Annotated in this window: 16 protein-coding genes; 15 read left to right on the top strand and 1 reads right to left on the bottom strand. The window is 70.2% G+C overall.

Features of this window, described 5'->3' with window-relative positions:
• From ACYVOO_RS23940 to ACYVOO_RS23870, 15 genes are all read left to right on the top strand, one after another.
• A partial coding sequence (locus ACYVOO_RS23940) for an amino acid adenylation domain-containing protein (protein ID WP_461017743.1) occupies positions 1-3,402 on the top strand: 3,402 nt, incomplete at its 5' end.
• Between the two features lie 133 nt (positions 3,403-3,535).
• Entirely contained in the window at positions 3,536-5,656 is a 2,121-nt protein-coding gene (locus ACYVOO_RS23935; RefSeq protein ID WP_461017742.1) for a SidA/IucD/PvdA family monooxygenase, read from the top strand.
• On the top strand, positions 5,656-5,919 hold the full coding sequence (locus tag ACYVOO_RS23930) for an MbtH family protein (protein WP_461017741.1): 264 nt from the start codon (positions 5,656-5,658) through the stop codon (positions 5,917-5,919). Before ACYVOO_RS23935 ends, ACYVOO_RS23930 begins: the two co-directional genes overlap by 1 nt.
• Positions 5,920-6,026: 107 nt before the next feature.
• Positions 6,027-8,780: an amino acid adenylation domain-containing protein gene (locus tag ACYVOO_RS23925; RefSeq protein WP_461017740.1), complete on the top strand. Its 2,754-nt coding sequence runs from the start codon at positions 6,027-6,029 to the stop codon at positions 8,778-8,780.
• A complete protein-coding gene (locus ACYVOO_RS23920; RefSeq protein WP_461017739.1) occupies positions 8,770-9,657 on the top strand; it encodes a chlorinating enzyme in 888 nt (295 codons plus the stop codon). The genes ACYVOO_RS23925 and ACYVOO_RS23920 overlap by 11 nt, the downstream gene beginning before the upstream one ends.
• Positions 9,658-10,515: an aspartyl/asparaginyl beta-hydroxylase domain-containing protein gene (locus ACYVOO_RS23915; protein ID WP_461017738.1), complete on the top strand. Its 858-nt coding sequence runs from the start codon at positions 9,658-9,660 to the stop codon at positions 10,513-10,515.
• 16 nt (positions 10,516-10,531) lie between these two features.
• On the top strand, positions 10,532-11,242 hold the full coding sequence (locus ACYVOO_RS23910) for a TenA family transcriptional regulator (RefSeq protein ID WP_461017737.1): 711 nt from the start codon (positions 10,532-10,534) through the stop codon (positions 11,240-11,242).
• A 1-nt stretch (position 11,243) separates the two neighbouring features.
• Positions 11,244-12,371 (top strand): fatty acid desaturase, encoded by a 1,128-nt coding sequence (locus tag ACYVOO_RS23905; protein ID WP_461017736.1) that lies wholly within the window; start codon positions 11,244-11,246, stop codon positions 12,369-12,371.
• Complete coding sequence (locus ACYVOO_RS23900) at positions 12,352-13,140, top strand: PhzF family phenazine biosynthesis protein (protein WP_461017735.1); 789 nt, start codon at positions 12,352-12,354, stop codon at positions 13,138-13,140. Before ACYVOO_RS23905 ends, ACYVOO_RS23900 begins: the two co-directional genes overlap by 20 nt.
• Positions 13,141-13,207: 67 nt before the next feature.
• Positions 13,208-14,338 (top strand): hypothetical protein, encoded by a 1,131-nt coding sequence (locus ACYVOO_RS23895; protein ID WP_461017734.1) that lies wholly within the window; start codon positions 13,208-13,210, stop codon positions 14,336-14,338.
• An 88-nt stretch (positions 14,339-14,426) separates the two neighbouring features.
• Positions 14,427-16,103, top strand: a complete 1,677-nt coding sequence (locus tag ACYVOO_RS23890; RefSeq protein ID WP_461017733.1) for a carbamoyltransferase N-terminal domain-containing protein — start codon at positions 14,427-14,429, stop codon at positions 16,101-16,103.
• Positions 16,100-17,182, top strand: coding sequence for an amidinotransferase (locus ACYVOO_RS23885; RefSeq protein WP_453348099.1), 1,083 nt, complete (start codon positions 16,100-16,102; stop codon positions 17,180-17,182). The genes ACYVOO_RS23890 and ACYVOO_RS23885 overlap by 4 nt, the downstream gene beginning before the upstream one ends.
• A 54-nt stretch (positions 17,183-17,236) precedes the next feature.
• A complete protein-coding gene (locus ACYVOO_RS23880) occupies positions 17,237-17,716 on the top strand; it encodes a GNAT family N-acetyltransferase (protein ID WP_453348098.1) in 480 nt (159 codons plus the stop codon).
• Positions 17,717-17,932: 216 nt separating this feature from the next.
• On the top strand, positions 17,933-19,771 hold the full coding sequence (locus ACYVOO_RS23875; RefSeq protein WP_461017732.1) for an ABC transporter ATP-binding protein: 1,839 nt from the start codon (positions 17,933-17,935) through the stop codon (positions 19,769-19,771).
• Complete coding sequence (locus ACYVOO_RS23870) at positions 19,768-21,702, top strand: ABC transporter ATP-binding protein (RefSeq protein ID WP_461017731.1); 1,935 nt, start codon at positions 19,768-19,770, stop codon at positions 21,700-21,702. The genes ACYVOO_RS23875 and ACYVOO_RS23870 overlap by 4 nt, the downstream gene beginning before the upstream one ends.
• A 74-nt stretch (positions 21,703-21,776) precedes the next feature.
• Here the strand turns inward: ACYVOO_RS23870 and ACYVOO_RS23865 are convergent, their stop codons facing one another.
• Positions 21,777-24,965: an amidohydrolase family protein gene (locus tag ACYVOO_RS23865; RefSeq protein ID WP_461017730.1), complete on the bottom strand. Its 3,189-nt coding sequence runs from the start codon at positions 24,963-24,965 to the stop codon at positions 21,777-21,779.
• Between the last annotated feature and the right edge of the window lie 59 nt (positions 24,966-25,024).

The following is a 25,024-nucleotide window of genomic DNA, read 5'->3' as shown; positions in this document are numbered from 1 at the left end:
GACGGCATCGGCGTCCACGACAACTTCTTCGCCCTGGGCGGCCACTCACTCCTCGCCACCCAGGTCATCGCCCGCATCCGCAGGACCCTGCACGCGGACATCGCCCTGCGCGAGCTGTTCACCTCGCCCACCGTCGGTGAACTCGCCGTCGCCGTCGGACGGGCCCGCTCCACCCACGAGGTGCCCCTCGCCCCCGGACAGTACGAGGGCCCCGCACCCGTCTCCTGGGCCCAACTGCGCATGTGGTTCCTGGACCAGCTCGAACCCGACAACAGCCTCTACAACGTGCCCGCCGCCTGGCGCGTCAAGGGACCCCTCGACGTGCCCGCGCTGGAGGCCGCGCTCGACGAGGTGATCCGCCGCCACGACGTCCTGCGCAGCGTGTACGGCACCCACGGCGGCCTCCCCGTGCTCCAGGTCGTCCCGCACACCTCGGTCCCCCTCCACCTGAGCGACGTCTCGGACGCGGCCGACCCCGAGGCAGCGGCGATCGCCCTGCTCGACGCCGACGCGGAGCAGCCCTTCGACCTGGAACTCGGCCCACTGGTGCGCACGGGGCTCATCCGGCTCGCCGCGCGGGAACACATCCTGATGGTGACGCTGCATCACATCGTCGCCGACGGCTGGTCACTCGACGTCCTCCTCACCGAACTCTCCGCGCTCTACGAGGCGTTCCGCGAGGGCCGTCCCTCGCCGCTTCCGGCCCTGCCTATCCAGTACGCCGACTTCGCCGCCTGGCAGCGCACCTGGCTCCAGGGCGACGTGCTGGACGGACACCTGGACTTCTGGCGCGAGTACCTCGACGGCGCCCCCGCGAGCATCGACCTGCCCACCGACAGGCCGCGCCCCCAGATCTCCACCTACGCGGGAGCCATCGTCCCGTTCGAGCTGCCCGCCGAACTCAGCGACCAGCTGCGCGCGCTGAGCGAACGGCACGGCGTCACCCTCTTCATGACGATGGCCGCGGCCTTCAACGTCCTGCTCCACCGCTTCTCCCGCCAGGACGACGTGTGCATCGGCTACGCCGTGGGCAACCGCGACCACATCGAGACCGAGGACCTGATCGGCCTCTTCGTGAACACCCTCGTCATGCGCTCGCGCGTCAAGCCCGGGGACACCTTCCTCGACGCGCTCCACCAAGTCCGCGAGTCCATGCTCGACGCGGACGCGCACAAGGACCTCCCCTTCGAGAAGCTGGTCGAGGAGCTGCGGCCCCAGCGCGACCTGTCCCGCCACCCTGTCTTCCAGGTCTCCTACAGCTACAGCACCACGCACGGCTCCCGGAAATCCTCCTCCTCGCTGCCCGGCCTCGGCCGCCGCGAGATCACCCTCCCCGGAGCCGACATCAGCCTCGTCGAGGCCGACGTCAGCTTCTCCAAGTTCGACCTCTCCCTCTTCATCTCCGAAACCGGCGCCGGAAACGGACTCGAAGGCGACTTCGAGTTCTCGACGGATTTGTTTGACCGGGGGTCGGTGGAGGGTTTGGTGCGGGCTTTTGGGGTGTTGTTGGAGGGGGTGGTGGCTGATGTGGGTGTGGGGGTTGGTGTGGTGGGTTTGTTGTCGGAGGGGGAGCGGGGGGTTTTGGTTTCGGGTGGGTGGAACGGGTTGGAGTTGGGGTGGCGTGAGGGTGCGTGTGTGCATGAGTTGTTCGAGGAGTGGGTGGGGGTTGATGCGGATTCGGTGGCGGTGGTGTGTGGTGGGGTGGAGTGGAGTTATGGGGTGGTGAATGGTCGGGCGGATGGGTTGGCGGGTGTGTTGCGGGGTTTGGGGGTGGGGCCTGAGTCGTTGGTGGGGGTGTGTGTGGGGCGGTCGGTTGATGTGGTGGTGGGGTTGTTGGGGGTGTTGAAGGCGGGTGGTGGTTATGTGCCGTTGGATCCGTCGTATCCGGGGGAGCGGTTGGGGTTCATGGTGGGGGATTGTGGTGCGCGGGTGGTGGTGACGGAGTCGGGTTTGCGGGATGAGGTGTTGGGGTGGTTGGGGGATTCGTCGGTGGTGGTGGTGTGTGTGGATGAGGTGGGGGCTTCGTCTGTGGGGGTGTCTTCGGTGGGGGTGTCGAGTGGGGTGGTGGCGTCGAATGTGGCGTATTGCATTTATACGTCGGGGTCGACGGGGCGTCCGAAGGGTGTGGGGTTGACGCATGCGAATGCGGTGGCGTTCGTGGAATGGGCCAGGGAGGTTTTCGGCTCGGATCTTTCGCGGGTTCTGGCGGGGACGTCGGTGTGTTTCGACTTGTCGGTGTTCGAGATTTTCGGGCCGTTGTGCACGGGTGGCACGGTCGTACTCGCCCGCGACGCCCTCGCCCTCACGGAAGGCGAGAGCGGCGACCCCGAACTGGTCAACACCGTCCCCTCCGCGGCCCGCGCGCTCCTCGAAACCGGCGGCATTCCGTCGTCGGTCCGCACCATCAACCTCGCCGGAGAACCCCTCCCCGCCGAACTGGCCGACCGCCTGCATCGCGCCCTGCCCGGAGTGACGGTCAACAACCTGTACGGGCCGACGGAGTACACGACGTATGCGACGTGGTGTGAGGTGGAGGCGGGGGCTTCGCGGGTGACGGTGGGGCGTCCGGTGGCGAATACGCGGGTGTATGTGCTGGACGCGCTCGGTGAGCCGGTGCCGGTGGGGGTGGCCGGTGAGGTGTTCCTGTCCGGTGTGGGCCTGGCGCGGGGTTATTGGGCGCGTCCTGGTCTGACGGCGGAGCGGTTCGTGCCCGATCCGTTCGGTGCGGCGGGGGAGCGGATGTACCGGACGGGGGACTTGGCGCGGTATCTGAGCGATGGCCGGCTGGAGTATCTGGGACGGCTGGACGCGCAGGTGAAGGTGCGCGGCTTCCGCATCGAGCTGGGCGAGATCGAGAGCGCCCTGCTGGAGACCCCGGGCGTGATCCGAGCCGCCGCTGCCGCCCCCGAGAGCGCGACAGGTGACGCCCAGCTCGTCGGCTACGTCGTACCCGAGACCGGAACCGACCCCGGCCCCGGTCCAGCGCCCGATCCGGAAGCCCTCAGAGAAGCGGCACTGAGCCGTCTACGGGACAAGCTGCCCAGCTACATGATCCCGCAGCAGCTCATGGTGCTGGACGAGCTGCCGCTGACGCCGAACGGGAAGACCGACCGCAAGGCGCTGCCCGCGCCCGAGGCGGACCGTGCTGAGGTGCACACCCCGCCGTCCACGCCCACCGAGGTGGCCCTGGCCGGCATCTGGGCGGATGTCCTGCACCAGGACGGCATCGGCGTCCACGACAACTTCTTCGCCCTGGGCGGCCACTCACTCCTCGCCACCCAGGTCATCGCCCGCATCCGCAAAGAATTGGGTGTCGATGTCCGCGTGCAGAAGTTCTTCCAATCCTCGACCATTGCCGAAGTCGCGGAGTTTGTGGACAGTAGGGCAGTAGGTTTTCTGTAAGCCGCACCCGGAACAGCATCTGTGGGCACTGCGGTTCATTCTCCAGCGAGCTCGGCGGCAGCATTCTGCCTGCGCGAAGAGTGACACTTCGACGTGATGAGGGATTGAGTTGGGAACTGAGAATCGGGCTCGTGTGCCTAAAAATGCCGCTTCTGAAAACAGCCGGGAAACAGCCGGGCCGGGCTCACGGACGGGCTCACGGAAAGCCCCCTACGACTTCATCGGCGTCGGCTTCGGGCCCTCCAACCTGGCCCTCGCGATAGCCGCCGAAGAACTCGACGCGACCCGCGAATGCGTGTTCTTCGAGCGCAACGCCAGGACCCAGTGGCACCCCGGCATGCTCATCGACGGCGCCCGGATGCAGATCTCCTTCCTCAAGGACCTGGTGCTGCTGCGCAACCCCGCCAGCCCCTACACCTTCCTCCAGTACACCAAGGCCAAGGAACGCCTGGAGCGGTTCGTCAACCTCGGCGAATCACGGGTGACCCGGATCGAGTACCAGGACTACCTGGAGTGGGTCGCCGAGGCATTCGCCACCCAGGTGCGCTACGACTCCGAGGTCGTCTCCGTACACCTCGTACCGGAACGCACCGACGACGGCCTCCAGCTCTTCGAGGTCACCGTCCGCGACCTGCCCACCGGTGACACGCGGACCGTCTTCGCGCGCAACGTCGTCCACGCGGCAGGCGGCAGGCCCCGCCTCCCCGAGCAACTGCCCGACGTGCCCACGGCCGTGCACTCCAGCCGGTTCCTGCCCCACTTCCCCGCGCAGTTCACCGACCACGACCGCGCCTACGACTTCGCCGTCGTCGGCGACGGACAGAGCGCCGGTGAGATCGTCGCCTACCTGCTGGAGCACTACCCCCGCGCCCACGTCCACCTCACCGTCTCCGGCTACTCCCTCAAGGGCACCGACAACAGCCCCTTCGTCAACGAGCTGTTCCACGAGAAGAACGCCGACGACTTCTACGACATGGACCACGAGCAGCGCGCCGCGCTCCGCTCCGAGCTGCGCCCCACCAACTACGGCGTGGTCGAGGCGGGTTTCCTCGACGACCTGTACCGCAAGGTGTACGCGGACGAGGTCAAGGGGGGCCGACGGCTGACCGTCCACGCCTGCTCCCGCCTCGAAGGAGTGCACGAGGACGGCGGGCGGCTGCGCGCCGACATCCGCGACCGCTTCAGCGGCGTGCGCGGCGGCATACCCTGCGACGGCATCGTCCTGGCCACCGGCTACGACCGCGAGCTGGACCCGCGCATCTTCGGCGATGTGCTGCCCCTCCTGTGCCGCGAGGACAGCGGCGAACTCGCCCTGACCCGCAACTACCGCGTGCGCATGAAGCCGGAGGCGGAGTGCGGGCTCTACGTGCAGGGATACGGCGAGTACGCCTTCGGGCTCGGTGACACCCTGCTCTCCCTCCTGCCCTTCCGCTCCAAGCAGATCTTCACCGACATCTGCAAGCGCACACCCCCGCTCGTCGGAAGCACCGAGCGGGCCCGTACCGCCACGGCGGACTCCGTCACCCTGCCCCCCTACCCGCCGGAGCAGTTCGTCGAGGAGGACACCGAGAAGATCTACTCGGTCATCTCGCGCTTCCACTTCGCCACGGTCATCTCCACCCGTGGCCCCGACGACCCGATCGTCTCCCACATCCCGCTCACCCTGGACCGCACACGGGGCGAGAAGGGCGTCCTCTTCGGCCACATGGACCGCTCCAACCCGCACGTCCCGCTGCTCGACGACCGCGACGTGATGGTGCTCTTCCACGGTCCCAACTCCTACATCTCCCCGTACGTCTACAAGAGCGACCGGCTGCCCACCTGGAACTCCATGACCGTCCATGTCCGAGGCCACGCCCGCCTCCTCACCGAGGGCTCGCGCGTGGTCGAGGGGCTGTGCGGCATCTCGGAGCACGCCGACCCGGGTGCCGAGGCGTACCGCCTGGACCCGCGCGACGAGCGGATCGGGAAGCTCATCGACTACATCGTCGGCTTCGAGATCGACATCGAGCAGCTCATCGGCCGCTTCAAGCTCTCGCAGGACATGGACGACGAGGACCGCCGCCGGGCCGCGCAGACCCTGCTCGCCACCACCCGTCGCGGCGAGGAGCGGCTGATCGAGGACGTGGTGGGACTGGCCATGTCCCCCAAGACACCCGTACCGGCCGAGCACAACGGCAACCACGCCGAGCACAACGGCACACACGCCGAACGCAACGGCAACCACGACCCCATCGTCTCCTGGAGGGCCTGATGAGCGGCGACACCACGGCGCAGGACACCACCACAGCAGAGGGCACGGCACAGGCGGCCGACGAGCTGTTCCACGTCGTACGCAACCACGAGGAGCAGTACTCGATCTGGCGCACCGACAAGCCCGTGCCCGACGGGTGGGAGACCGTCGGCGAGCCGATGGCCAAGGACGCGTGCCTGGAGCGGATCGGCGAGCTGTGGACCGACATGCGGCCCGCCAGCCTGCGCCGCGCCATGGAGGGCGCCGCGGCGGACACCCGCTGAGCGACCACGGCGAGCCACCACGCCGAGCGACAGCGACCACGCTGAGCGCCACCACCCCCAGCAAGGCCACTGACCCTTCACTTGACGATTGGTGACAGCGGATCGACATGGCTCACACACAGACCGGCACCGCCACCGCGAGCGCGGGCGGCGCTGCGGCACCCCTCGTGCACGACCTCGTACGGCGGACCGCGCTGACCCACCCCGGCCGCACGGCGGTCACCGACACCGACGGCTCGGCCCTCAGCTACGGCGAGCTGGCCGAGCGCACCCGGCGCCTCGCGCACGTGCTGCGCGGCCACGGCGTCGGCCCCGACGTCCCCGTACCCGTCCGGCTCACCCGCTCCGCAGACGTGGTCGTGGCCATGCTCGCCGCCTTCGAGGCCGGTGGTGCCTACGCACCCGTGGACCCGGCCTGGCCCACGGCCCGCATGGCCCTCGTGCTGGAGAAGCTCGGCGCCACCGTGTGTGTCACCGACGGGGAACCCGCGCGGGAGTACGGCGTCGACGGGGTCCTGGCCGTGCCGCCCGGCGGCCACCCGGCAGCGCCGGAAACCGGCGAGGCACCCGAGGAATCCGCACCGCCCGCGTCCCCCGCGCTCCACCCCGACCACCTCGCCTACGTGCTGCACACCTCCGGCAGCACCGGCACCCCCAAGAGCGTGGCCATGACGCACCGCGGCCTCTCCCGGCTGATCGGCTGGCAGACCGCGAGCGGCCCCACCGGGCTGACGACGCTCAACTTCACCGCCATGGGCTTCGACGTGACCTTCCAGGAGGTCCTGTCCACGCTCGCGACGGGCGGCAGGCTCTGCCTGGTGGCCGAGGAGGTGCGGCGCGACCCGGAGCGGCTGCTCGCCACCCTCGACACGCAGTCGATCGAGCGGATCTTCCTGCCCTACGTGGCGCTGCAACAGCTCGCCAAGGCGGCCGAGCGCACAGGGCGTGTGCCCCGCTCCCTGCGTCACGTCGTCACCGCGGGCGAGCGCCTCGTGGTCACCGAGGCCATCGCCGGTCTCTTCGCACGACTGCCGGGCTGCCGCCTGGACAACCACTACGGGCCCACCGAGGCACACCTCGTCACCAGCCACACCCTGCGCGCCGAGGACACACCGTGGCCGGAGCTGCCCCCCATCGGCACCGCCGTGACCGGAGCCACCGCACATGTCCTCGACGCGTCCCTGGCCCCGGTGCCTCCGGGCGAGGAGGGCGAACTGTTCGTGGGCGGCCCCGCCGTGGCGCGCGGCTATCTGCGGCAGCCCGCGCTGACCGCCGAGCGTTTTCTGCCCGACCCCTTCGCCGCACACTCCGGTGCCCGCATGTACCGCACCGGGGACCTCGTGCGACGCGACGCCGACGGCACCGTCCACTTCGTGGGCCGCACCGACACCCAGATCAAGGTGCGCGGCTACCGCGTCGAACCCGCCGAGGTCGAGACGGTGCTCGCCAAGCACCCTGGTGTCCGCGAGGTCGCCGTCGGACTGCGCACCCTCGTGGACGACGTCGCGGGACTGGTCGCCTACGTCGTGCCCGAGGCATCCGGGGTACCCGCTGTCGGCGAGCTGCTCGACCACGCCCGCGGCACCCTTCCCGACTACATGGTGCCCTCCCGCTTCGTCTTCCTCCCCTCACTGCCGCTCACCGCGACGGGCAAGGTCGACCAGCGTGCCCTGCTGGACACCGCACTGCCCGCCGGACCCGGCCAGGGCACGGCGGACGCGGAGGGTGGCGAGGACAGCGAGGGTGGCGAGGAGTCGCTGACGGCCACCGTGCTGAGGCTGTGGCGGCGCGTGCTCGGACACGACGAGTTCGACGAGGACGACGACTTCTTCGACGTCGGAGGCGACTCGCTCCTCGCCACCTGGGTCGTCGCCGAACTCGGCCACACCCTCGGCCGCGAGGTCGAGCTGGCCCTGCTGCTGGAGGAGAGCACCGTCGCGGGGCTGGCCCAGGCGCTCGCACGCTCCGAGGCCGAGGGCGAGGGCGCCCCGAGCGTGCGGCGCACCGGCTCCGAGGTGCGCACCCTGAGCCCGGGCCCCTCCGGGCGCGCGCTGTTCCTCTTCCACGCCCTGGGCGGCGAACTCTTCGCCTACCGGGAGCTGGCCCGCGCCCTCACCTCGCCGCTGCGGGTGCTGGGCGTACGGCTGACGGGTGAGCGCGTACCGCTCTCCGTACCGGAGACGGCGCGCATGCACATGGAGCAGATCCGGATCGTGCAGCCGGAGGGCCCGTACCTGCTCGCGGGGTGGTCCTACGGAGGTGTGCTCGCCTTCGAGACGGCGCGGCAGTTGACGGCCGCGGGCGAGCGCGTCGAGTTCCTCGGGCTCGTGGACGCCAACCCGCTGCGCGACCCCATCACCGGGCTCGCCCCCGCACAGACACCGCACCTGCCGCTGCTCACCCGGGTCCTGGAGGGCATCGAGAAGGAGGGCGCGGGCACGAACGGTGCCGCGGTCGGGGAGAGGGGCGGGAGCGGGAACGGGCTCCTCGGCGTCGAGCACCTGGCCACCGAGGAGGAGTGGACCAGCCTCATGGGCACCTCGGCAGCGGCCACCGGCCTGTCGGCACGCCACCTCAAGCACCAACTGGAGACCGCGAGCGACAGCATGCGCGCCGCCATCGCCTACGCGCCCGAGCCCTACGCGGGGGACGCCGTGCTGTTCCAGGCCGAGGCCACCGGCACGGACATGCGGCGTCAGCTCGCCGCCGACCTCGGTGGGCTGATCGGCGGAAACCTCCGGGTGCTGCCCGTGCCCGGCGACCACAACGGCATGCTCACGGCCCCCGATGTGGACCGGCTCGCCGCGGCCATGGACGAGGCCATCGAACACAGCAGGGAGGAAGCCACACATGGATCTTGAGACGGACAAGAAGACCTTCGCGGAACAGGGTTTCATCGGGCCGTTCACACTCTGGGAGCCCGAGGTCATGACCGCGTGGTGGAAGAAGCAGCGCGCCGCGCTCCTCGACCCGCGCAACAAGGAACGCGCCGCGTTCGACAACCCCGTCAACTACGACCGTCACCTCGACGTCCCAGGGCTGAGCCAGATCATCACCGAGCCGGCCATCGGCCGCCGCATGCAGGCCCTCATCGGCGACGACGTCCAGTGCTGGCGCACCGAGTTCTTCCCCAAGAGCCCGGGCGACGCGGGCACCGGCTGGCACCAGGTCGAGACGTACGCCATCGGCGAGGCGTCCGAAGGCATGCTGGAGCCCACCGCGCGCTCCGAGGGCACCCCCATGGAGCTGACCGCCTGGGTCGCCTTCACGGAGGCCACCAAGGAGAACGGCTGCATGAAGCTCATCCCCGGCAGCCACCGCCAGTGGCGCTACGACGAGACCGCGAAGATCCGCTGGGACAACACCAAGAAGGACAACACCTTCTTCGGCTACGACTACAGCGAACTGCGGCTTGACAAGGACTGGGACCCGGACGACGAGGATGTCCGGCACGTCGAGATGAAGCCCGGCGAGTTCATCATCTTCACCGCCCGCTGCATCCACGGCTCCAACCCCAACACCAGCCGCAAGCAGCGCATGGGCTTCTCCATCCGCGTGGTGCCCACCCATGTGCGGGTCTACGGCGGGATGGAGTCCTTCGACGAGTTCGGCCACCACTTCGACCTCTCCCGGCACGGGGTGGTCCAGGTGGCGGGCGAGGACGAGTTCGGCTTCAACAACGTCAAGAGGGAAAACGCCTGGGGCGAACCGTTCACCACCCTGTCGAGGAGCGCGTAAATGGCACGGACACAGCGTGTGGGGCATGTGGACATCGACGAGTCCGCTGTGGGAACGGACCTGGAGGCGGCCTCCCAGCTCGTCTTCTCGGAGGCGTACAGCGACTATCTGTGCGGCGGCCCGTGGAAGAGCCTCATGGTGTGGTCCTCGGACGGGAATTCCGGCGACGGACTCATCACCAACTACGAGCACGGAAAGCGTTCGTCGGTCACGAAGTATGGCGAGCAGCTCCCCTATGTGCGTAATCTCATCGAGAGCAATTTCAACACCGAGCACCTGAACTTCGCTCGGCTCGCGGTGATGTCCGACAGCGTGACGATGCCCCACAGGGACCTGCTCGAACTGAGCGACATCCCCGAGGAGGTGCGCAACACCAACCGCGTGCACGTCCCGCTGGTCACCACGGAGGAAGCCTTCTTCACGCAGGCCAACGACGTGTACCGGATGCACGTGGGCGAGGTGTGGTTCTTTGACGCCTCGCGGGTGCACTCCGCCGGGGTGCTCTCGCCGGAGCCGCGCACCCACCTCATCCTGGACTTCTGCTGGGTGGAGGACGAGTCGGATCTTGTCCGCTTCGACTTCCGGCCGACCGGGGGAATTCCCGGGGAGCGCATCCGCGAGCGGGCGCCCCTCACCGAGAAGGAGCGCGAGGAAATTCTCGCGCTGGCCCCGGTCATCGATGCCGACAACATCAGGGACGTGTTCGGCATCGTCATCAAGAAGCACTACCGCAAGGACGGCGGAGACAATTTCATCTGGGACACCCTGGATGAACTGGGCCGCCGGAGCCAGGACGAAAACGTCCGTTCGAAGATTCAGGAACTGCATCGCTTCTTTCTGATGGAGCGTTCTGCCTAGAGGAGTGGACTCCGCCATGACGCAAGAACTCGCGACAAACCTGGTCGACCGTCTCAACGAAAGCCCCGTGCACCGCAAGTTCGCCGACCACGACTTCTTCGCACGGGTCACGAAGGACGACGTGACGAAGGAACAGGTCGGCACCTTCCTCGGCCAGTGGTGGTACCCGCTCCACTACTTCCCGACGTTCCTGGCGCAGTGCGTCGCCTCGCTGCCGGACATCGAGTCCAAGAGCGCCATCACCCGCATCCTCAACCAGGAGGCTGGCGGCGGCGACCCCAAGGCGGCCCACGAGGTGATCTACGCCGACAGCATGGAGAAGGCGGGCTTCGACCGCGACCTGGTCACCAACTCCGCACCCTTCGAGGAGACCGCGGCGCTGGTCGCCGGATACGAGAAGGCTGCCAAGGAGCGCTACTCCGCGCTCGGCTTCATCTTCGCCACCGAGGTCACCGACCTGCTGATGGTCTCCAGCATCGGCTCCTCCGTGCAGCGGGTCACCGGGCGCGACGACAACGAGTGGGTCAGCATCCACGTCGAGCAGGAGCCCGACCACGTCGAGGAGGCCAACCACGCGATGCTGGAGGGCTTCGCCCCGGAGGAGCAGGAGGCCGTGCTCTCCAGCGCCGAGGAGATGTGGACGCTGTGGACGCGCTTCTTCGACCGCCTCTCCAAGGAGACCGGCGTCGGCACCCCGTACCCGGACGCCGTGAGCGTGGTGCGCTGACATGACCGACGCCGGACTGCGCGAGAGCTATCTCCGGTTTCCCGGCTGGAGCCAGCACTTTTGGACGTGGATGACGGGGAAGGCACTGCCGCACCAAAAGCCGCTGATCAGGCACACCTGGGCCTCCTATGTGACGGTGACCCTGCTCTGGTTCTTCAGCGGGCTCGCGCTGTCCTCGGCGGCGATCGCCCTTCAGTTCCACCTGTGGTACCTGGTCATGGTGGCCGGGTGGATCCTGACCTTGCAGGGCGCCCGGACCATGATCCTCGTGATCGCCCACCAGGCGCTGCACCGCAAGTTCTCGGGGCATGAGAAGGCCGACTGGTTCTTCGGCGAGCTGGTCACCGTGCTCAACGTCTACCAGGACTTCCAGGAGTTCAAGGACGAGCACTTCTACGCCCACCACAGGAGGGCGATCTTCGCCTCGGTGCAGGACCCGCCCGTACAGGTGCTGCTCAACCTCGGCTTCCGCCCCGGCATGACACGGGCGCAGTTGTGGCGGCGGGCCTTCGTGGTGTTCCTCTCGCCCGCCTTCTACTGGACGAGCTTCGTCGGACGCGTCAAGTGCAACCTGCTCAAGGGGAAGTGGCGGCGCGCCGGCTTCTACGCGTGGGCGGCGCTGTGGCTGTCGGTGCCGTTCTGGGTGCCCAACGGGTATCTGGTGCTGCTCCTCGGCTTCGTCCTGCCGGTCATCATCCTGTCGCAGCTCAGCGCCCTGCTGGACAAGCTGGGTGAACACGCCTGGCTGACCCCGCCGGACCCGAAGCACGGCAACAAGTTCTACACGGTGTCGGCGACGTCGGCCCGCTTCTGCGGCAGCCGGGTACCGGCGAAGTCGCTGCCGTGGCACACCAAGCTGGTGGCCTGGCCGCGGTGGGTGGCGGTCACGCTCTTCTACCACCTGCCGTGCAGGCTGACGGTGATCGTCGGGGATCTGCCCAACCACGACTTCCACCACCGCTACCCCACCACCCCGGACTGGATGGTCGCCGCCTACGCCCGTCAGGGCGACATCGACAGCGGTGACTACGGTCCCGAGTACACCGAGGTGTGGGGCATGGCACGGGCCGTCGACCGCATGTTCACGACGCTGAGCGAGGTGCCCGCGCATGCGCGTATGGCAGGTTGACGCGTTCTCCGACGAGCGGTATCAGGGCAACCCGGCCGGTGTCATCCAGGTACCGGACGGGTTCCCCGCCACCGCGCACATGCAGGACATCGCAGCGCGGCTGGCCCTGCCCACCACGGCGTTCGTGATCCCGCTGGACGGCGGGGAGTTCCGCATCCGGTGGTTCACCCCGCGCAAGGAACTGAACGTGTGCGGGCACGCCACCATCGCCACCGCCTGGCAACTGCACGAGGAGTCCCGGATACGGGACGGCGAGTGGACCACCTTCCACACGGGCGATGGCCCCCTCTACACCCGCAGGGAAAACGGCCGCATGGCCATCGACCTGCCCCGCGTGGAGGTGGCCGACTGGCCCGCGCCGCCCGGTCTTGAGGACGCGCTGGGCACCGGCATCGTCCGGTGCACCCGCGCCAGCGACGACGTCCTCATCGAGGTCAAGTCCCAGGAGGCCGTGGCACTCCTGGAGCCCGACTTCGCGCGGCTCGCCCAGATCGACTGCCGCGGCCACATCGTGACCGCGCGCGGCGACGAGCCAGGGACCGACTTCGTGTCCCGGACGTTCTTCCCCGCCCTCGGCGTCGACGAGGACCAGGTGTGCGTCTCGGCGCACTGCAAGCTCGGCCCGTACTGGCAGGCCGAACTGCACAAGGACGAGATGTCGACGAGCCAGCTCTCCGCGCGGGGCGGACGGCTGTTCGTGAAGGTCACCGAGGACCGTGTCCAGGTCTCGGGGACCGCGAAAGTGCAGCGCGTGTTCGACATCGGCTGACGTGCCGTCAGCAAAGCGTGTCAGTACGTCAGTTCATCCGTAGGCCGAGCAAGAGGGGGACAGCCCAGTGGACCGTGTCGTCATCGTCGAAGCCGTACGCACCCCAACGGCGCGATACGGCTCACCACGCGCGCTCACCGCGCACCACCTCCTGGACCAGACACTCGGCGAACTCCTCGCCAGGGCCAAGCTCGAAGCGGCCGCCGTCGACGGACTCGTCACCGCGGGGCGGGGCGTGCCCACCGCGCTGCGCCGGGCCACCCTCGGGCAGCCGAGGGCCGGGGGCCGGTCGCTGATGCACGACGCCGTCGAGGCGGTGGCCTCGGGCGCGCACGGTCTGCTGGTCGTCGCCGCCGTGGACGCGCCCTCCGCAGCGCTGCCGCCCGCCGCGGTGCGCAGGGCCGCGGCGACGGCGGCACACGGCGGGCTGCGGCGCGCGGAACTCGACGCGTACGTGCGCCGCTCCCGCCGCCGCGCCGAAGAGGTGCACGAGAAAGGAGAGTTCAAGCCCGAGATCATCCCCCTCTCGGCGCCGGGACCCCGCGCGCAGACGGTCCTGGACGCCGACGAACTGGCGGGCGCCGACGCCGACGGGCTGCTGGGCACGGGCGAAGGACACCCCGGCCCGCGTACCGACCACAGTGCCCACCGGGCACGGGGCGCGGCGGCCATGGCCCTCGCGACCGAGAGCCACGCACTGCGGCTCGGCCTGCGCCCCCGCGCCCGCTTCACCGCGCTCGCCCGCGCACAGGGCGACCCGGAGTGCGCGGCCACGGGTGTCATCGAGGCCACCCGCAAGGTGCTGAGCACCGGCGGCCCCGGCACACACCGCCTGGACGCACACCGCCCCGGCACACACCGCCCCGGCACACCTGGGCTCGACGCACACCGCCTGGACGCACACCGCCTGGACGCACACCGGCTCGACCACTACGAGATCGACGAGACCTTCGCCTGCGTCCCGCTCCTGTGGCAGCGCGCGTTCGCCGCCGACTCGGACCGGCTCAACCCGCGCGGCGGCGCGCTCGCCCTCGGCCACCTGGGGGACGCCGCCGCACTCCGCTCGACGGTGACCATGCTCGGCGCGCTCGCCGCCACCGGCGGCAGGCTCGGCCTGCTCGCCTCCGGGCACGGCGGCGCCACGGCGAGCGCGGCCGTCGTCGAACTGCTGCCGCAGCCCGAGCCGCCCCTCTGGTGACACCACACCGCCGCCGCCCCTCGCACGGCGTGCCCCCGACGTACTCCGACGTACCGCGACCGAAGGAAACACAGTGCTCATCTGCGGAGTGAAGGTTTCACACGACGGTGGGGTCGCCGTGCTCGACGGCAACCGCCTCGTCTTCAGCATCGAGGCGGAGAAGCTCGCCGACGGCAAGCGCTACAGCGCCCTGGGCGACCTGGACCGCATCGACCAGATCCTCCGCGCGGAGGGCATCGACCCGGCGGACATCGACCGCTATGTGGTCGACGGCTGGTACCCGGTGGACGGCGACACCTCCACCCGCATCGCCACCGCGCACCACGGCACCCCGGTCAAGATCCCCGCCGCCTCCTACACCGGCGACGGTGCCCCGGGCGGCCCCCTGCACAGGGAGCGCTTCACCGGGCCCGCCGGCTCGGTGCTGCACTCCGGCTACGCCAGCTACGCGCACGCCACCCACCACGTCTACTCCAGCTACTGCACCAGCCCCTTCGCTGCACGCGGCGAAGGCGCCTACGTGCTGGCCTGGGACGGCGGCATGCTGCCGCGGCTGTACCGGGTGGGAGCGGACCCGAGGGACATCACCTACCTCGGCCCGCTCTTCCCGCTCGTGGGCGACGTGTTCGTCGAGTTCTGCATGAGCTTCGACCCGTTCTGGCGCGACATCAGCGAGCTGACCCCTGACCAGCTCACCCAGCACCACCTGGAAGTCCCGGGCAAGGCCATGGCCTACGCCGCGCTGGGCACCGTAAGGACCGATGTGTTCCCCGCGCTGGAGCGGCTGCTGGACGAGCTGAACACCGTCTCCGTCGACTCGACGATCGGCCAGGCCGTCGCGGCCCGCAGGGAGGAACTGTTCCCCGGGATGACGAGCGCGGACTGCATCGCGACCTTCCAGGAGTACGTCGCCCGGATGCTGGTCGACTCCCTGACCACCGCGCTCGCCCGCACCGGCGAAGCCGGCACCGGCGCCGTGGGAACCGTCGGGCTGTGCCTCGCGGGCGGCTGCGCACTGAACATCAAGTGGAACAGCGCGCTGCGGAGCAGCGGCCTCTTCTCCGCCATCTGGGCGCCGCCCTTCCCCAACGACTCGGGCGCGGCCATCGGCACCGCCTGCTGCGAGATGGTGGCCGAGACCGGGAACGCGGCCCTGGAGTGGGACGTCTACAGCGGCCCCCGGCTCGCCCCGCCGAGGCTGCTGCCCGGCTGGAGCGCCGCACCGTGCGACGAGCGGGAGCTGGCCGCACTGCTGCACCGCGAGGGCGAGCCCGTCGTCGTCCTGGAAGGCCGCGCCGAGCTGGGGCCCCGCGCCCTGGGCAACCGCAGCATCATGGCGGCGGCCACCTCGCCCGCCATGAAGAAGCGGCTCAACGACATCAAGGGCCGCGCCGACTACCGTCCCGTCGCGCCCATGTGCCTGGAGTCCCACGCCGCCGAGGTGTTCGAGCCGGGCACCACCGACCCGTACATGCTCTTCGACCACCGGCTGCGCCCCGGCTGGGCGGAGAAGATCCCCGCCGTCGTCCACCTGGACGGCTCGGCGCGGCTCCAGACGATCGACCCCGCGGCGCGCGGCACCAGGGCCGGGGCGATCCTGCACGAATACACCAAGCTCAGCGGCATCCCCGTGCTGTGCAACACCAGCGCGAACCTCTCGGGCCACGGACTCTTCTCCGGCGTGGCATCGGCCATGGCATGGGGCCGCACCCCGTATGTCTGGTCCGAAGGAACCCTCTACACCAACCAAAGGAACGCGTCTTGAGCGAGCTGATGAGTGCCCCCGACTGCCCGGTCAGCGCCCACAACGAGTGGGACCCGCTGGAGGAAGTGATCGTCGGCATCGTCGACCACTCCTACTTCCCGCCCCGGCACATCGCCCAGGACGCGCCCCTGTCCCCGGACCAGCGCACCGTCTTCCACGCGAACGCGGGCCTGCCCTTCCCGCCCGAGCGGGTCGCCGCCGCTGCCGCCGAACTGGACGCGCTGGCCGCCGTGCTGGAGGCCGAGGGTGTCAGGGTGCGCAGGCCCGAGCCGCGCGACCACGCGCAGTCCTACGGCGCGCCGGGCTGGACCAGCACCGGACTGTACGACGCGATGCCGCGCGACGTGCTGCTGGTCTTCGGCGACCAGATCCTGGAGTGCCCCATGGCCTGGCGCTCCCGCTACTACGCCACCTCGTCGTTCCGTCCGCTGCTCAAGGAGTATTTCCGCGCCGGAGCACGCTGGAGCGCGGCGCCCAAGCCGGAACTGCCCGACGAGCTGTACGAGGCGGACTGGACCGACCAGCCGGACGGTGAGCCCTTCCGCTCCGTGATCGGCGAGTTCGAGCCGACCTTCGACGCCGCCGACTTCATCCGCTGCGGGCGCGACATCTTCGCCCAGCGCAGCCACGTCACCAACACCATCGGCATCGAGTGGGTGCAGCGCCACCTCGGCGACGGCTACCGGGTGCACACCCTCGACCTCGCCGACGACCACCCGATGCACATCGACGCGAGCCTGATGCCGCTGGCCCCGGGCAAGCTCCTGATCCATCCGGACCGGGTGCCCGAGGTGCCGAAGATGTTCAAGGGCTGGGACGTCCTGGTGGCGCCGAAACCGGTCATTCCCGATGGCCATCCCCTATACATGACGAGCAAGTGGATTAACATGAACGTCCTCATGCTCGACGAGGAACGCGTGGTCGTCGAGCGTCAGGACGAGCCGATGATCAAGGCCATGAAGGACTGGGGCATGACGCCGGTCCCTTGTGACTTCCGGAACTTCAACAGCTTCGGCGGCTCTTTCCACTGCGCCACCCTCGATGTCCGTCGTCGTGGCACGCTGGAGTCCTATTTCTGACCGGACCGGACCGCGTTGAAGTGGTCAAGTGGTGAAGTGGTGGAGGGTGATCGCGTGGCTTCCGTAGTCGTTCTGCGTGACGCGGAGGAGAGCGATGTTCCGCTGTTCTTCCAGCATCAGTCCGATGCGGACGCACGCCACATGGCCGCCTTCACCGCCAAGGACCCGGCGGACCGCGAGGCGTTCGAGAAGAAGTGGAAGAAGATCCTCGGCAAGGACGACTGGACGAAGAAGACCATCCTCGTCGACGGCGAGATCGCAGGTCATGTCGTGACCTACGAGCAGGAGGGTGACCTGGAGGTCACCTACTGGATCGGCAAGGAGCACTGGGGCCGCGGCATCGCGGGCCAGGCCCTCGCCGCGCTGCTGCGGGAGGTCACCACCCGGCCCCTGTTCGGCAGGACGGTCTCCGACAACATCGCCTCCCAGCGCGTCCTGGAGCGCAACGGCTTCGTGCGCGTGGGCGAGGAGGAGTCCTTCGCCAATTCCCGTGGCGAGGACGTGCGGGAAATCATCTTCCGCCTCGACGCGTGAGACCGGGGCACCTCGCCCGTACCTCTCCGTACTTCGCCCTACCCCTTCATGCCCTGCGGAAAGGGACGCCCGGAAGGCAGCGTTCACTGCCTTCCGGGCGTTTCCCGTTTCTCTTCTTCCTTTCCTTCTCCCGGAATTCGGTGCCCGTTTCGCGCAGGTCCTGGAAAACCGGTCCAGGGCCCGCGTCGAACAGCACGCCTTCACTATTCTGGGGCGATGTCCGATACTGAATCCGGCGGTCGCATGATGCGCCGCGGAGCCCGGCTGGTGCTGGCGGTGATCCGGCTGCACCCCCGGCCGTTCGCCCTCGCGCTGCTCGGCTCGGCGGCCTACGGCGGCGCGGTCGTGGCCTCCTCCTACGCCCTGGGCGAGGTCGTCGACCGCGTGGTGGTCCCGCGCTTCGCGCACGAGGAACTGTCCACGGCCGCCATGGTGGCCGGAGCGCTGGCACTGCTGGCGGTGGGCGTCGTCAAGACGGCCTCGACGGTGCTGCGCCGCTGCATGTCGGCCGTCGTCAAGGCCCGCTCCGACGCCTCACTGCGGGAGCAGGTCGTCACCCACTACCAGGCGCTGCCGTACCTCTACCACCAACGGCGGCCCACCGGAACGCTGTTGGCGCACGCGAACGCCGACACCGAGGCCGCCGTCGAGGTGCCCTCCAAGATCCCCCTGGCGGGCGGGCTGGTCCTCCTCTTCGTCACGGCGGGCGTGTGGATCTTCGTCACCGATCCGGTGCTCGCCGCCGTCGGCGTGCTGATCGTGCCCGCGCTCGTCGTGCTCAACGCCGTCTACCAGCGGCGCATCGAACCGCCTTCCACCCTCGCCCAGCAGCGCATCGGCGAGCTGTCGGCCGTCGCGCACGAGAGTTTCGACGGCGCCTTCACCGTGAAGGTCCTCGGCGGCGAGGAGACCGAGCGGGCCCGCTTCGAGAAGGTCGCCCAGCGGCTGCGGGAGGCCAAGACCGAGATCGCCAAGCGCGACGCCACCTTCGACGTGCTGCTGGAGTCGGTGCCCGCGCTCACCGTTGTCGCGCTCGTCGTGGCCGGAGCCTGGCGGGTCAACAGCGGTGAGATCACCGTCGGCACCCTCGTCAGCTTCATCAACCTCTTCACGCTGCTGACCTTCCCACTGCGCATCATCGGCTACGTACTGGGCGACGTCCCCCGCTCCGTCGCCGGTTACGAACGGGTCCGCGGCGTCCTGGACGAACCCCTGCACCCCTCGCCCGGCACCCGGACACTGCCCGCGGGGCCGCTGTCGGTGGAGGCCGAGGGCCTCGCCTTCGGCCACGACGGAGTCGGCGGGGGCAACGGGGACGGCGGGGACGGCGGGGACGGCGGGCACGACGGCAAGGACGGGCCCCGGATCGTCGACGGAGTCGGCTTCACCGTGCCGCCCGGCTCCACCCTGGCCGTGGTGGGTCCCACGGGCAGCGGCAAGAGCACCCTCCTGCTGCTGCTCGCGCGACTGCTGCCCCTGGACGGGGGAACGCTGCGCATCGGCGGCACCCCCGTCGGCGACATCTCGGCCGCGAGCCTCGCCGCCTCCTGCGCCACCGTCTTCCAGGAACCGTTCCTCTTCGCCGCCAGTCTGGAGGAGAACATCCTCCTCGGACACGAGGCCGACGCGGCCCAACTCCGCGAAGCCCTGCGGCTCTCCGGCGCCGACGAGTTCACCGACGCGCTCCCGCAGGGCCTGGCCACCGTCGTCGGCGAACGCGGCGTCACCCTCTCCGGCGGGCAGCGCCAGCGCGTGGCACTGGCCCGCGCGCTCGTACGGCGTCCGGGACTGCTGCTGCTCGACGACGCCACCTCCGCCGTCGACCCCACGACAGAGGCCCGCATCCTCGGCTCCCTCGCGAGCGAGCGCGCCGACCTGACGACGGTCATCGTCGCCAACCGGCCCGCCACCCTCGCCCTCGCCGACCAGGTGCTCTACCTGGACCGGGCCCGTACGCCCCGCGTGGGCTCCCACCAGCACCTGCTGGCGACGGCACCCGGCTACGAAGACCTCGTGACCGCCTACGAGACCGAGCGGGCCGGAGGAGTGCGATGACCACGGCGCGGACGAACGACGCGACAGCGGAGGCCCCCCGCCCCGGCACACCACCCGAAGGGCACACCCCGGAAGCCGGGGGACAGCACAGCACGGCGGCCGGACACGGCACCACCCCCTCACCCGGCACGGGACCGCACACCACGGAGCCCGGGGCCGCACGTCCCGGCGCCGTCGGCATCCTGCGCCGGGGCATCGCCGCCAGCCCCGAACTGCTGCGCGGCATCCGGCTCACCCTCCTGCTGGCCCTGCTCGGCGGCGCGGGCCGCGTCGTCGTGCCCGTACTCGTCCAGCAGGTACTGGACAAGGGCCTCGCGGACGGCAAGGTGGACATGGGCACCGTCTACCGGCTCGCGATGATCGGGGTGGTGGCCGTCGCCGCCACGGCGGTGGTCACCCGCACCACCCAGAAGCGGCTGGCCATGGCCAGCGAGCGCGCACTGTGCCAGTTGCGTGTGAAGGCGTTCGCGCACGTGCACCGGCTCAGCGTCGCCGAACAGTCCACCCAGCAGCGCGGCGCCCTCGTCTCCCGCGTCAGCGCGGACGTGGAGGCCCTGGGCATCTTCCTGCAATGGGGCGGCATCGCCTGGATCGTCAACGGCGCCATCATGACCGCCACCCTCGTCACCATGGCCGTCTACGACTGGCGGCTGACGCTCGTCGTGGTGCTCATCGTCGTCCCGCTCGTGCTCATGCTCCGCGCGCTGCAACGCCGCCTCGGCGCCGCACACGACCGCGTCCGCACCGATGTGAGCGGGCTGCTGACCGTCGTCTCCGAGACGGTGCAGGGCGCCGGCGTCATCCGCGGCTACGGCATCCAGCGGCGCACCACCGCGCGCACGTTCCGCGCCATCCACCGGTGGCGGGACTCGAAGATCAGGGCCGGGCTCTTCGCCGCGCTGGTGTTCACCTCAGGGGAGTTCTTCGGCACCCTCACCGTGGTCGGCGTCGTCGCCGCGGGCATCGCCCTCGGCCCCCTGGCGGGGCTGACGGCGGGCACCCTCGTGGCGTTCCTGCTCCTGGTGAACCTGTTCCTGGAACCCGTCACCGAACTGACCGAGGTCATCGACCACACCCAGACCGCCGTCGCCGGATGGCGTAAGGTGCTCGACCTCCTCGACACACCCATCGAGGTCCCCGCACCCCGCGACGGTGTCGTACTGCCCCGCCAAGCGCACTCGCTGGAGGTGCGGGAACTCTCCTACGCCTACCAGGAGGGCGCCGAGCCCGTGCTGGCGGACGTCAGCCTGAGCGTGGTGGCGGGTGCCCGCGTCGCCGTCGTCGGCGCCACGGGCGCGGGCAAGACGACCCTGGCCAAGCTGCTGGTGCGCCTCGCCGACCCGACGAGCGGCCGGATACTGCTCGGCGGCACCGACGTGCGCGACCTCGCACCCGCCTCGCTGCGCTCGCGGGTGGTGATGGTGCCCCAGGACTGCTTCCTCTTCGACTCGACCGTCGCCGAGAACGTGCGCTTCGGGAAGCCCGAGGCCACGGACGAGGAGATCGCGGACGCTTTCGGCTATCTCGGCCTCGGCGACTGGCTCGCCGCGCTGCCCGACGGGCCGCACACCAGGACGGGGCAGCGCGGGGAGAACCTGTCCCTGGGGGAGCGGCAGTTGGTGGCACTCGCCCGCGCCCATGTGGCCGACCCGGGGCTGCTCATCCTCGACGAGGCCACCTCCTCCGTCGACCCGGCAACCGACACACGTCTCACCCACGCGCTGGAGAACCTCTCCACAGGGCGCACCTCCCTCACCATCGCGCACCGCCTGGCCACCGCCGAACGCGCCGACGAGATCCTCGTGTTCGCGCACGGACGCCTCGCCGAGCGCGGTGCGCACGGTGACCTGCTGCGGCGCGGGGGTGTGTACGCGGGGCTTTACGCCAGTTGGCTCGACGTCACCGCGGGCGCTCCGGGCGGCGTCGGCTGACCCCGCCGCACCCCGGTTCGGGGATGACCGGCGACGTGCGGGCCCCGGGGACGTGTCCCCGGGGCCCACCGGCATCAGCGGCAGCAGCCCCGTGTGCGCCACTCGGGTCCGTGCCAGTAGTGCTCCTTGTCGCGGGCCGCGGTAGGTGCCGCGGCCCGCACCTCGTTGCGCACCGCGCGCTCCCGCTTCTCCCGTGTCTCCCGCTCCCGGAAGGGTGTGAGCAGTTCGGGCACGGTGAAGGACCGGCCGCCGACCATCACCTCGCGTACGGCAGCGGCGGCGTCGATGTCCCGCAGCGGATCGCCCTCGACGAAGGCCAGGTCGGCGAGGTGCCCCGGCGCCACCGCGCCGAGCTGGTCCGCCACCCCCAGACAGCGCGCGGCGTTGGCCGTCGCGGTGCGCAGCGCCTCGCGCGGTGTGAAGCCGTACTTCACCATGACACGCAGGTTCTGGTGGATGCTGATGCCGATGTCGTCCAGCGCCGCGTCGGTGCCCGCCACCACGAGGCCGCCCGCGCGCTGCACCCGCAGCAGCATGTCCACATCGCCCACGGTCCACTCGTGGTACAGCTCGGCCAGCGGACCGCCCTTCGCGTCCTCGGCCTTCTGCCTCAGCCGCTCGTACTCCCAGGCGGGGAAGAGCACCCGCGTGCGCTCGTCCTCGATGAGCGAGCGGTCGTCGACGAACAGCTCCATGGCGAACAGTGTCGTCGTCGAGATCCACATGCCACTGGCGGCGAGCAGCGCGACGGAGTCCGAGAACGCCCGCCCCGCGGCGAAACTGAGGGTGCGTGAGTAGCCGAGCCGGTTGCCGCCGCCCGTGTGCTCCATCCCGTCGAACCCGGTCCGCACAGCCGGGTACAGATAGTGCGAGGTGGCGGGCACACCGTGTGCGTGCGCGCGGGCCACCGCGTGCCGCTCGTAGGAGACGGGCAGCCGGATGTAGGACTTGAGCACGTTGTAGCCGAGCGCGAAGGCGCGGTCCAGGTCGCGGTCGAGCTGCGCACGGGAGAAGACGGGCCGCATCACCCGGTGGTACGCGCGCGTCCCCTCCATGCCCTCGCCCGTGCCGAGATAGCGCGGGCCTACCCTGCTGCCCGAGGCGAGGGCCTCCCTGTTCTCCACCATCTGATACGCCGGGTCGCCCGGAGACCTGCTCGTCGTGACGCCGTACGCCAGCCACGCGCGCCCCTGCCGGTCACCCCACTGGGGCCCGCGCCAGTGCCAGTGGTTGTGCGTGTCGATCAGGCCCGGCATGACGGTGAGCCCTGAGGCGTCCACGACGCGGTCACCCCGCGCGGCCCCGCGCCCCGCCACCTCCACGATGCGCCCGCCGTCCACGACGACGTCCACGTCCTGACGTAGCTCCGACGCCTCGCCGTCCCACACCGCCCCCGCCCTGATGACGGTGCGCCCGGCCGGGGCCGGTCTGTGACGCCACGTCAGCCGGGTGGGGACGGTGCGCGGTGTGCCGCCGTCGAGCCCGACGGTGCGCAGGCGCCCGCCGGAGAGGTAGAGCAGGGTGCCGCTGTCCGCCGAGACGGACAGGGAGTCGGTGACCTCGTCGGTGATCTGCCGGGGCTCGCCGGTGATCCGGCCCCCGGCGTCCACGGGCACCCGCCACGCCAGACTCTCCATGCCGACGACGAAGTGCTTGCCGTCCCGCGTCCATACCGGACCGTCGCCGCTGCGCGTGGAGACGGAGCGCTCTGGCGCGACGGGCTGGTAGACCACCTCGTCCGTCTCCAGATTCACCGTCAGCACCTGGTTGTGGCCCGAGCTGCCGCGCTTGGAGTACGGCACCACAGCGGCCATCGCCAGCACCTTGCCGTCGGGCGACCAGGAGGGAGGCCCCGGCTGGTAGAGCGGCGTCAGCACCTTGGTGACGGTGCCGTCGGCGGCCTTCAGCACCCACGTCGCACCGCTCTCGTCCTGGTACGCGATGCGTGAGCCGTCCGGCGACCAGCGAGGGGCCAACTGCCCGTCGGGCAGGTCCGTCAGTTGCCGGGACGTGCCGTCGGCCACGTCGTAGGACCACAGATTCGGCACACCTGCGCGGTCGCTGACGTAGACCAGGGTGCGGCCGTCGGGGGACCAGTCGGGCGCGGCGTTGAAGTAGCCGTCGTCCACGATCTTCCGGGGCCTGCCGCCGACCGGCAGCAGCCAGATCGCGTTGAGCGCCCGGAAGGCGACCTTACGGCCGTCGGGGGAGAGGGCTGGATCGGCGATGCCGAGTACATCGTGCGTGCGGTCCGAGGTCAGCTCGGGGGCACGGCGCCGGTACGTGGCACGCGCGACGCTCACCGTCACGCTGAACGGGACGTCCTCGTGCGCGTCCTTCGTGTCTTTCGCGCCCTCCGCGCGCGTGGTGGCCGCGCGGCGGCGTATGCGGCCGTCGGCGGTGTAGAGCAGCTCCTCGCCGGAGACCCAGACGGGCGCGAGCGGGAACACGTCCTCCCCGTCCGTCAACGCCTCCTCGTCCAGCATGAGTTGGGCACGCGGCCCGGTGGTGCGCACATAGGCGAGCCGGGTGCCGTCCGGGCTGAAGGCGGGGCCGTGCAGGGTGGCACCCTCCGGCGCGGCGAACAGCCGCCGCGTCGCACCCGAGGACACCTCGACCTCCTCCATGGTGCCGCCGTCGGCCACATAGGCGACCCGGCGCCCGTCGGGTGACCAGGCGGGCATGCCGCACATCCGGTCGCCCTCCGTGAGCGCGCGCAGCGCCCCGCTCCCGGTGTCCAGCAGCCAGATGCGGCCCGCGTTGCCACGGTCGGAACCGAAGACGATGTGACGGCCGTCGGGCGAGAAGCGGGGCTCCTGGTCGTAGCCGTGGCCGCTGGTGAGACGGCGCAGATCTGAGCCGTCGGCGCCGATCCGCCACAGGTCGTAGGTGCCCTCGCGGTAGGACTGGAAGACCAGGCTACGGGCGTCCGGTGACCAGTGCGGCTGCGACGCGTCCTGCTCGTCCTCCGTCAGCCTGCGCGCGGTGCCGCCTCGCGCGGGCAGCAGCCAGATCGCGTTGAGCGCGTCGATGGCCAGCGTCCGGCCGTCGGGCGAGAGCGCGACGGCGAGGTTCGCGCTCTCGCGCACCTCCACCGTGTCCTCCTCGGCCGCCGAGGAGCGCGGCGCGGCCGAGGCGGCGCCCGCAGCGGCCTGGGGGAGCCAGAGCGCCCCGCCCGCGGCGCCCGTACGCCGGAGCACGGAACGCCGGGAGAGCCCGCCCGCATTCTCCCCGGAAAGGGAACCGGAATCCTTTGTTGCCACAGTGAGCCTTCCTGTGTACGGGGACGGGCAACGAACACCTATCCCTTTCGAACCGGTCT

The sequence above is a fragment of the Streptomyces daliensis genome, from assembly GCF_054782395.1.
The sequence above is the reverse complement of the archived record's forward strand: the minus strand, read 5'-3'. Positions and strand labels throughout refer to the sequence as shown.

Coding starts and splice junctions, on each gene's coding strand:
- ACYVOO_RS23930 (WP_461017741.1), top strand. CDS start 5,656: ATGAGCGGCGACACCACGGCGCAGGACACCACCACAGCAGAGGGCACG.
- ACYVOO_RS23925 (WP_461017740.1), top strand. CDS start 6,027: ATGGCTCACACACAGACCGGCACCGCCACCGCGAGCGCGGGCGGCGCT.
- ACYVOO_RS23920 (WP_461017739.1), top strand. CDS start 8,770: ATGGATCTTGAGACGGACAAGAAGACCTTCGCGGAACAGGGTTTCATC.
- ACYVOO_RS23915 (WP_461017738.1), top strand. CDS start 9,658: ATGGCACGGACACAGCGTGTGGGGCATGTGGACATCGACGAGTCCGCT.
- ACYVOO_RS23910 (WP_461017737.1), top strand. CDS start 10,532: ATGACGCAAGAACTCGCGACAAACCTGGTCGACCGTCTCAACGAAAGC.
- ACYVOO_RS23905 (WP_461017736.1), top strand. CDS start 11,244: ATGACCGACGCCGGACTGCGCGAGAGCTATCTCCGGTTTCCCGGCTGG.
- ACYVOO_RS23900 (WP_461017735.1), top strand. CDS start 12,352: ATGCGCGTATGGCAGGTTGACGCGTTCTCCGACGAGCGGTATCAGGGC.
- ACYVOO_RS23875 (WP_461017732.1), top strand. CDS start 17,933: ATGTCCGATACTGAATCCGGCGGTCGCATGATGCGCCGCGGAGCCCGG.
- ACYVOO_RS23870 (WP_461017731.1), top strand. CDS start 19,768: ATGACCACGGCGCGGACGAACGACGCGACAGCGGAGGCCCCCCGCCCC.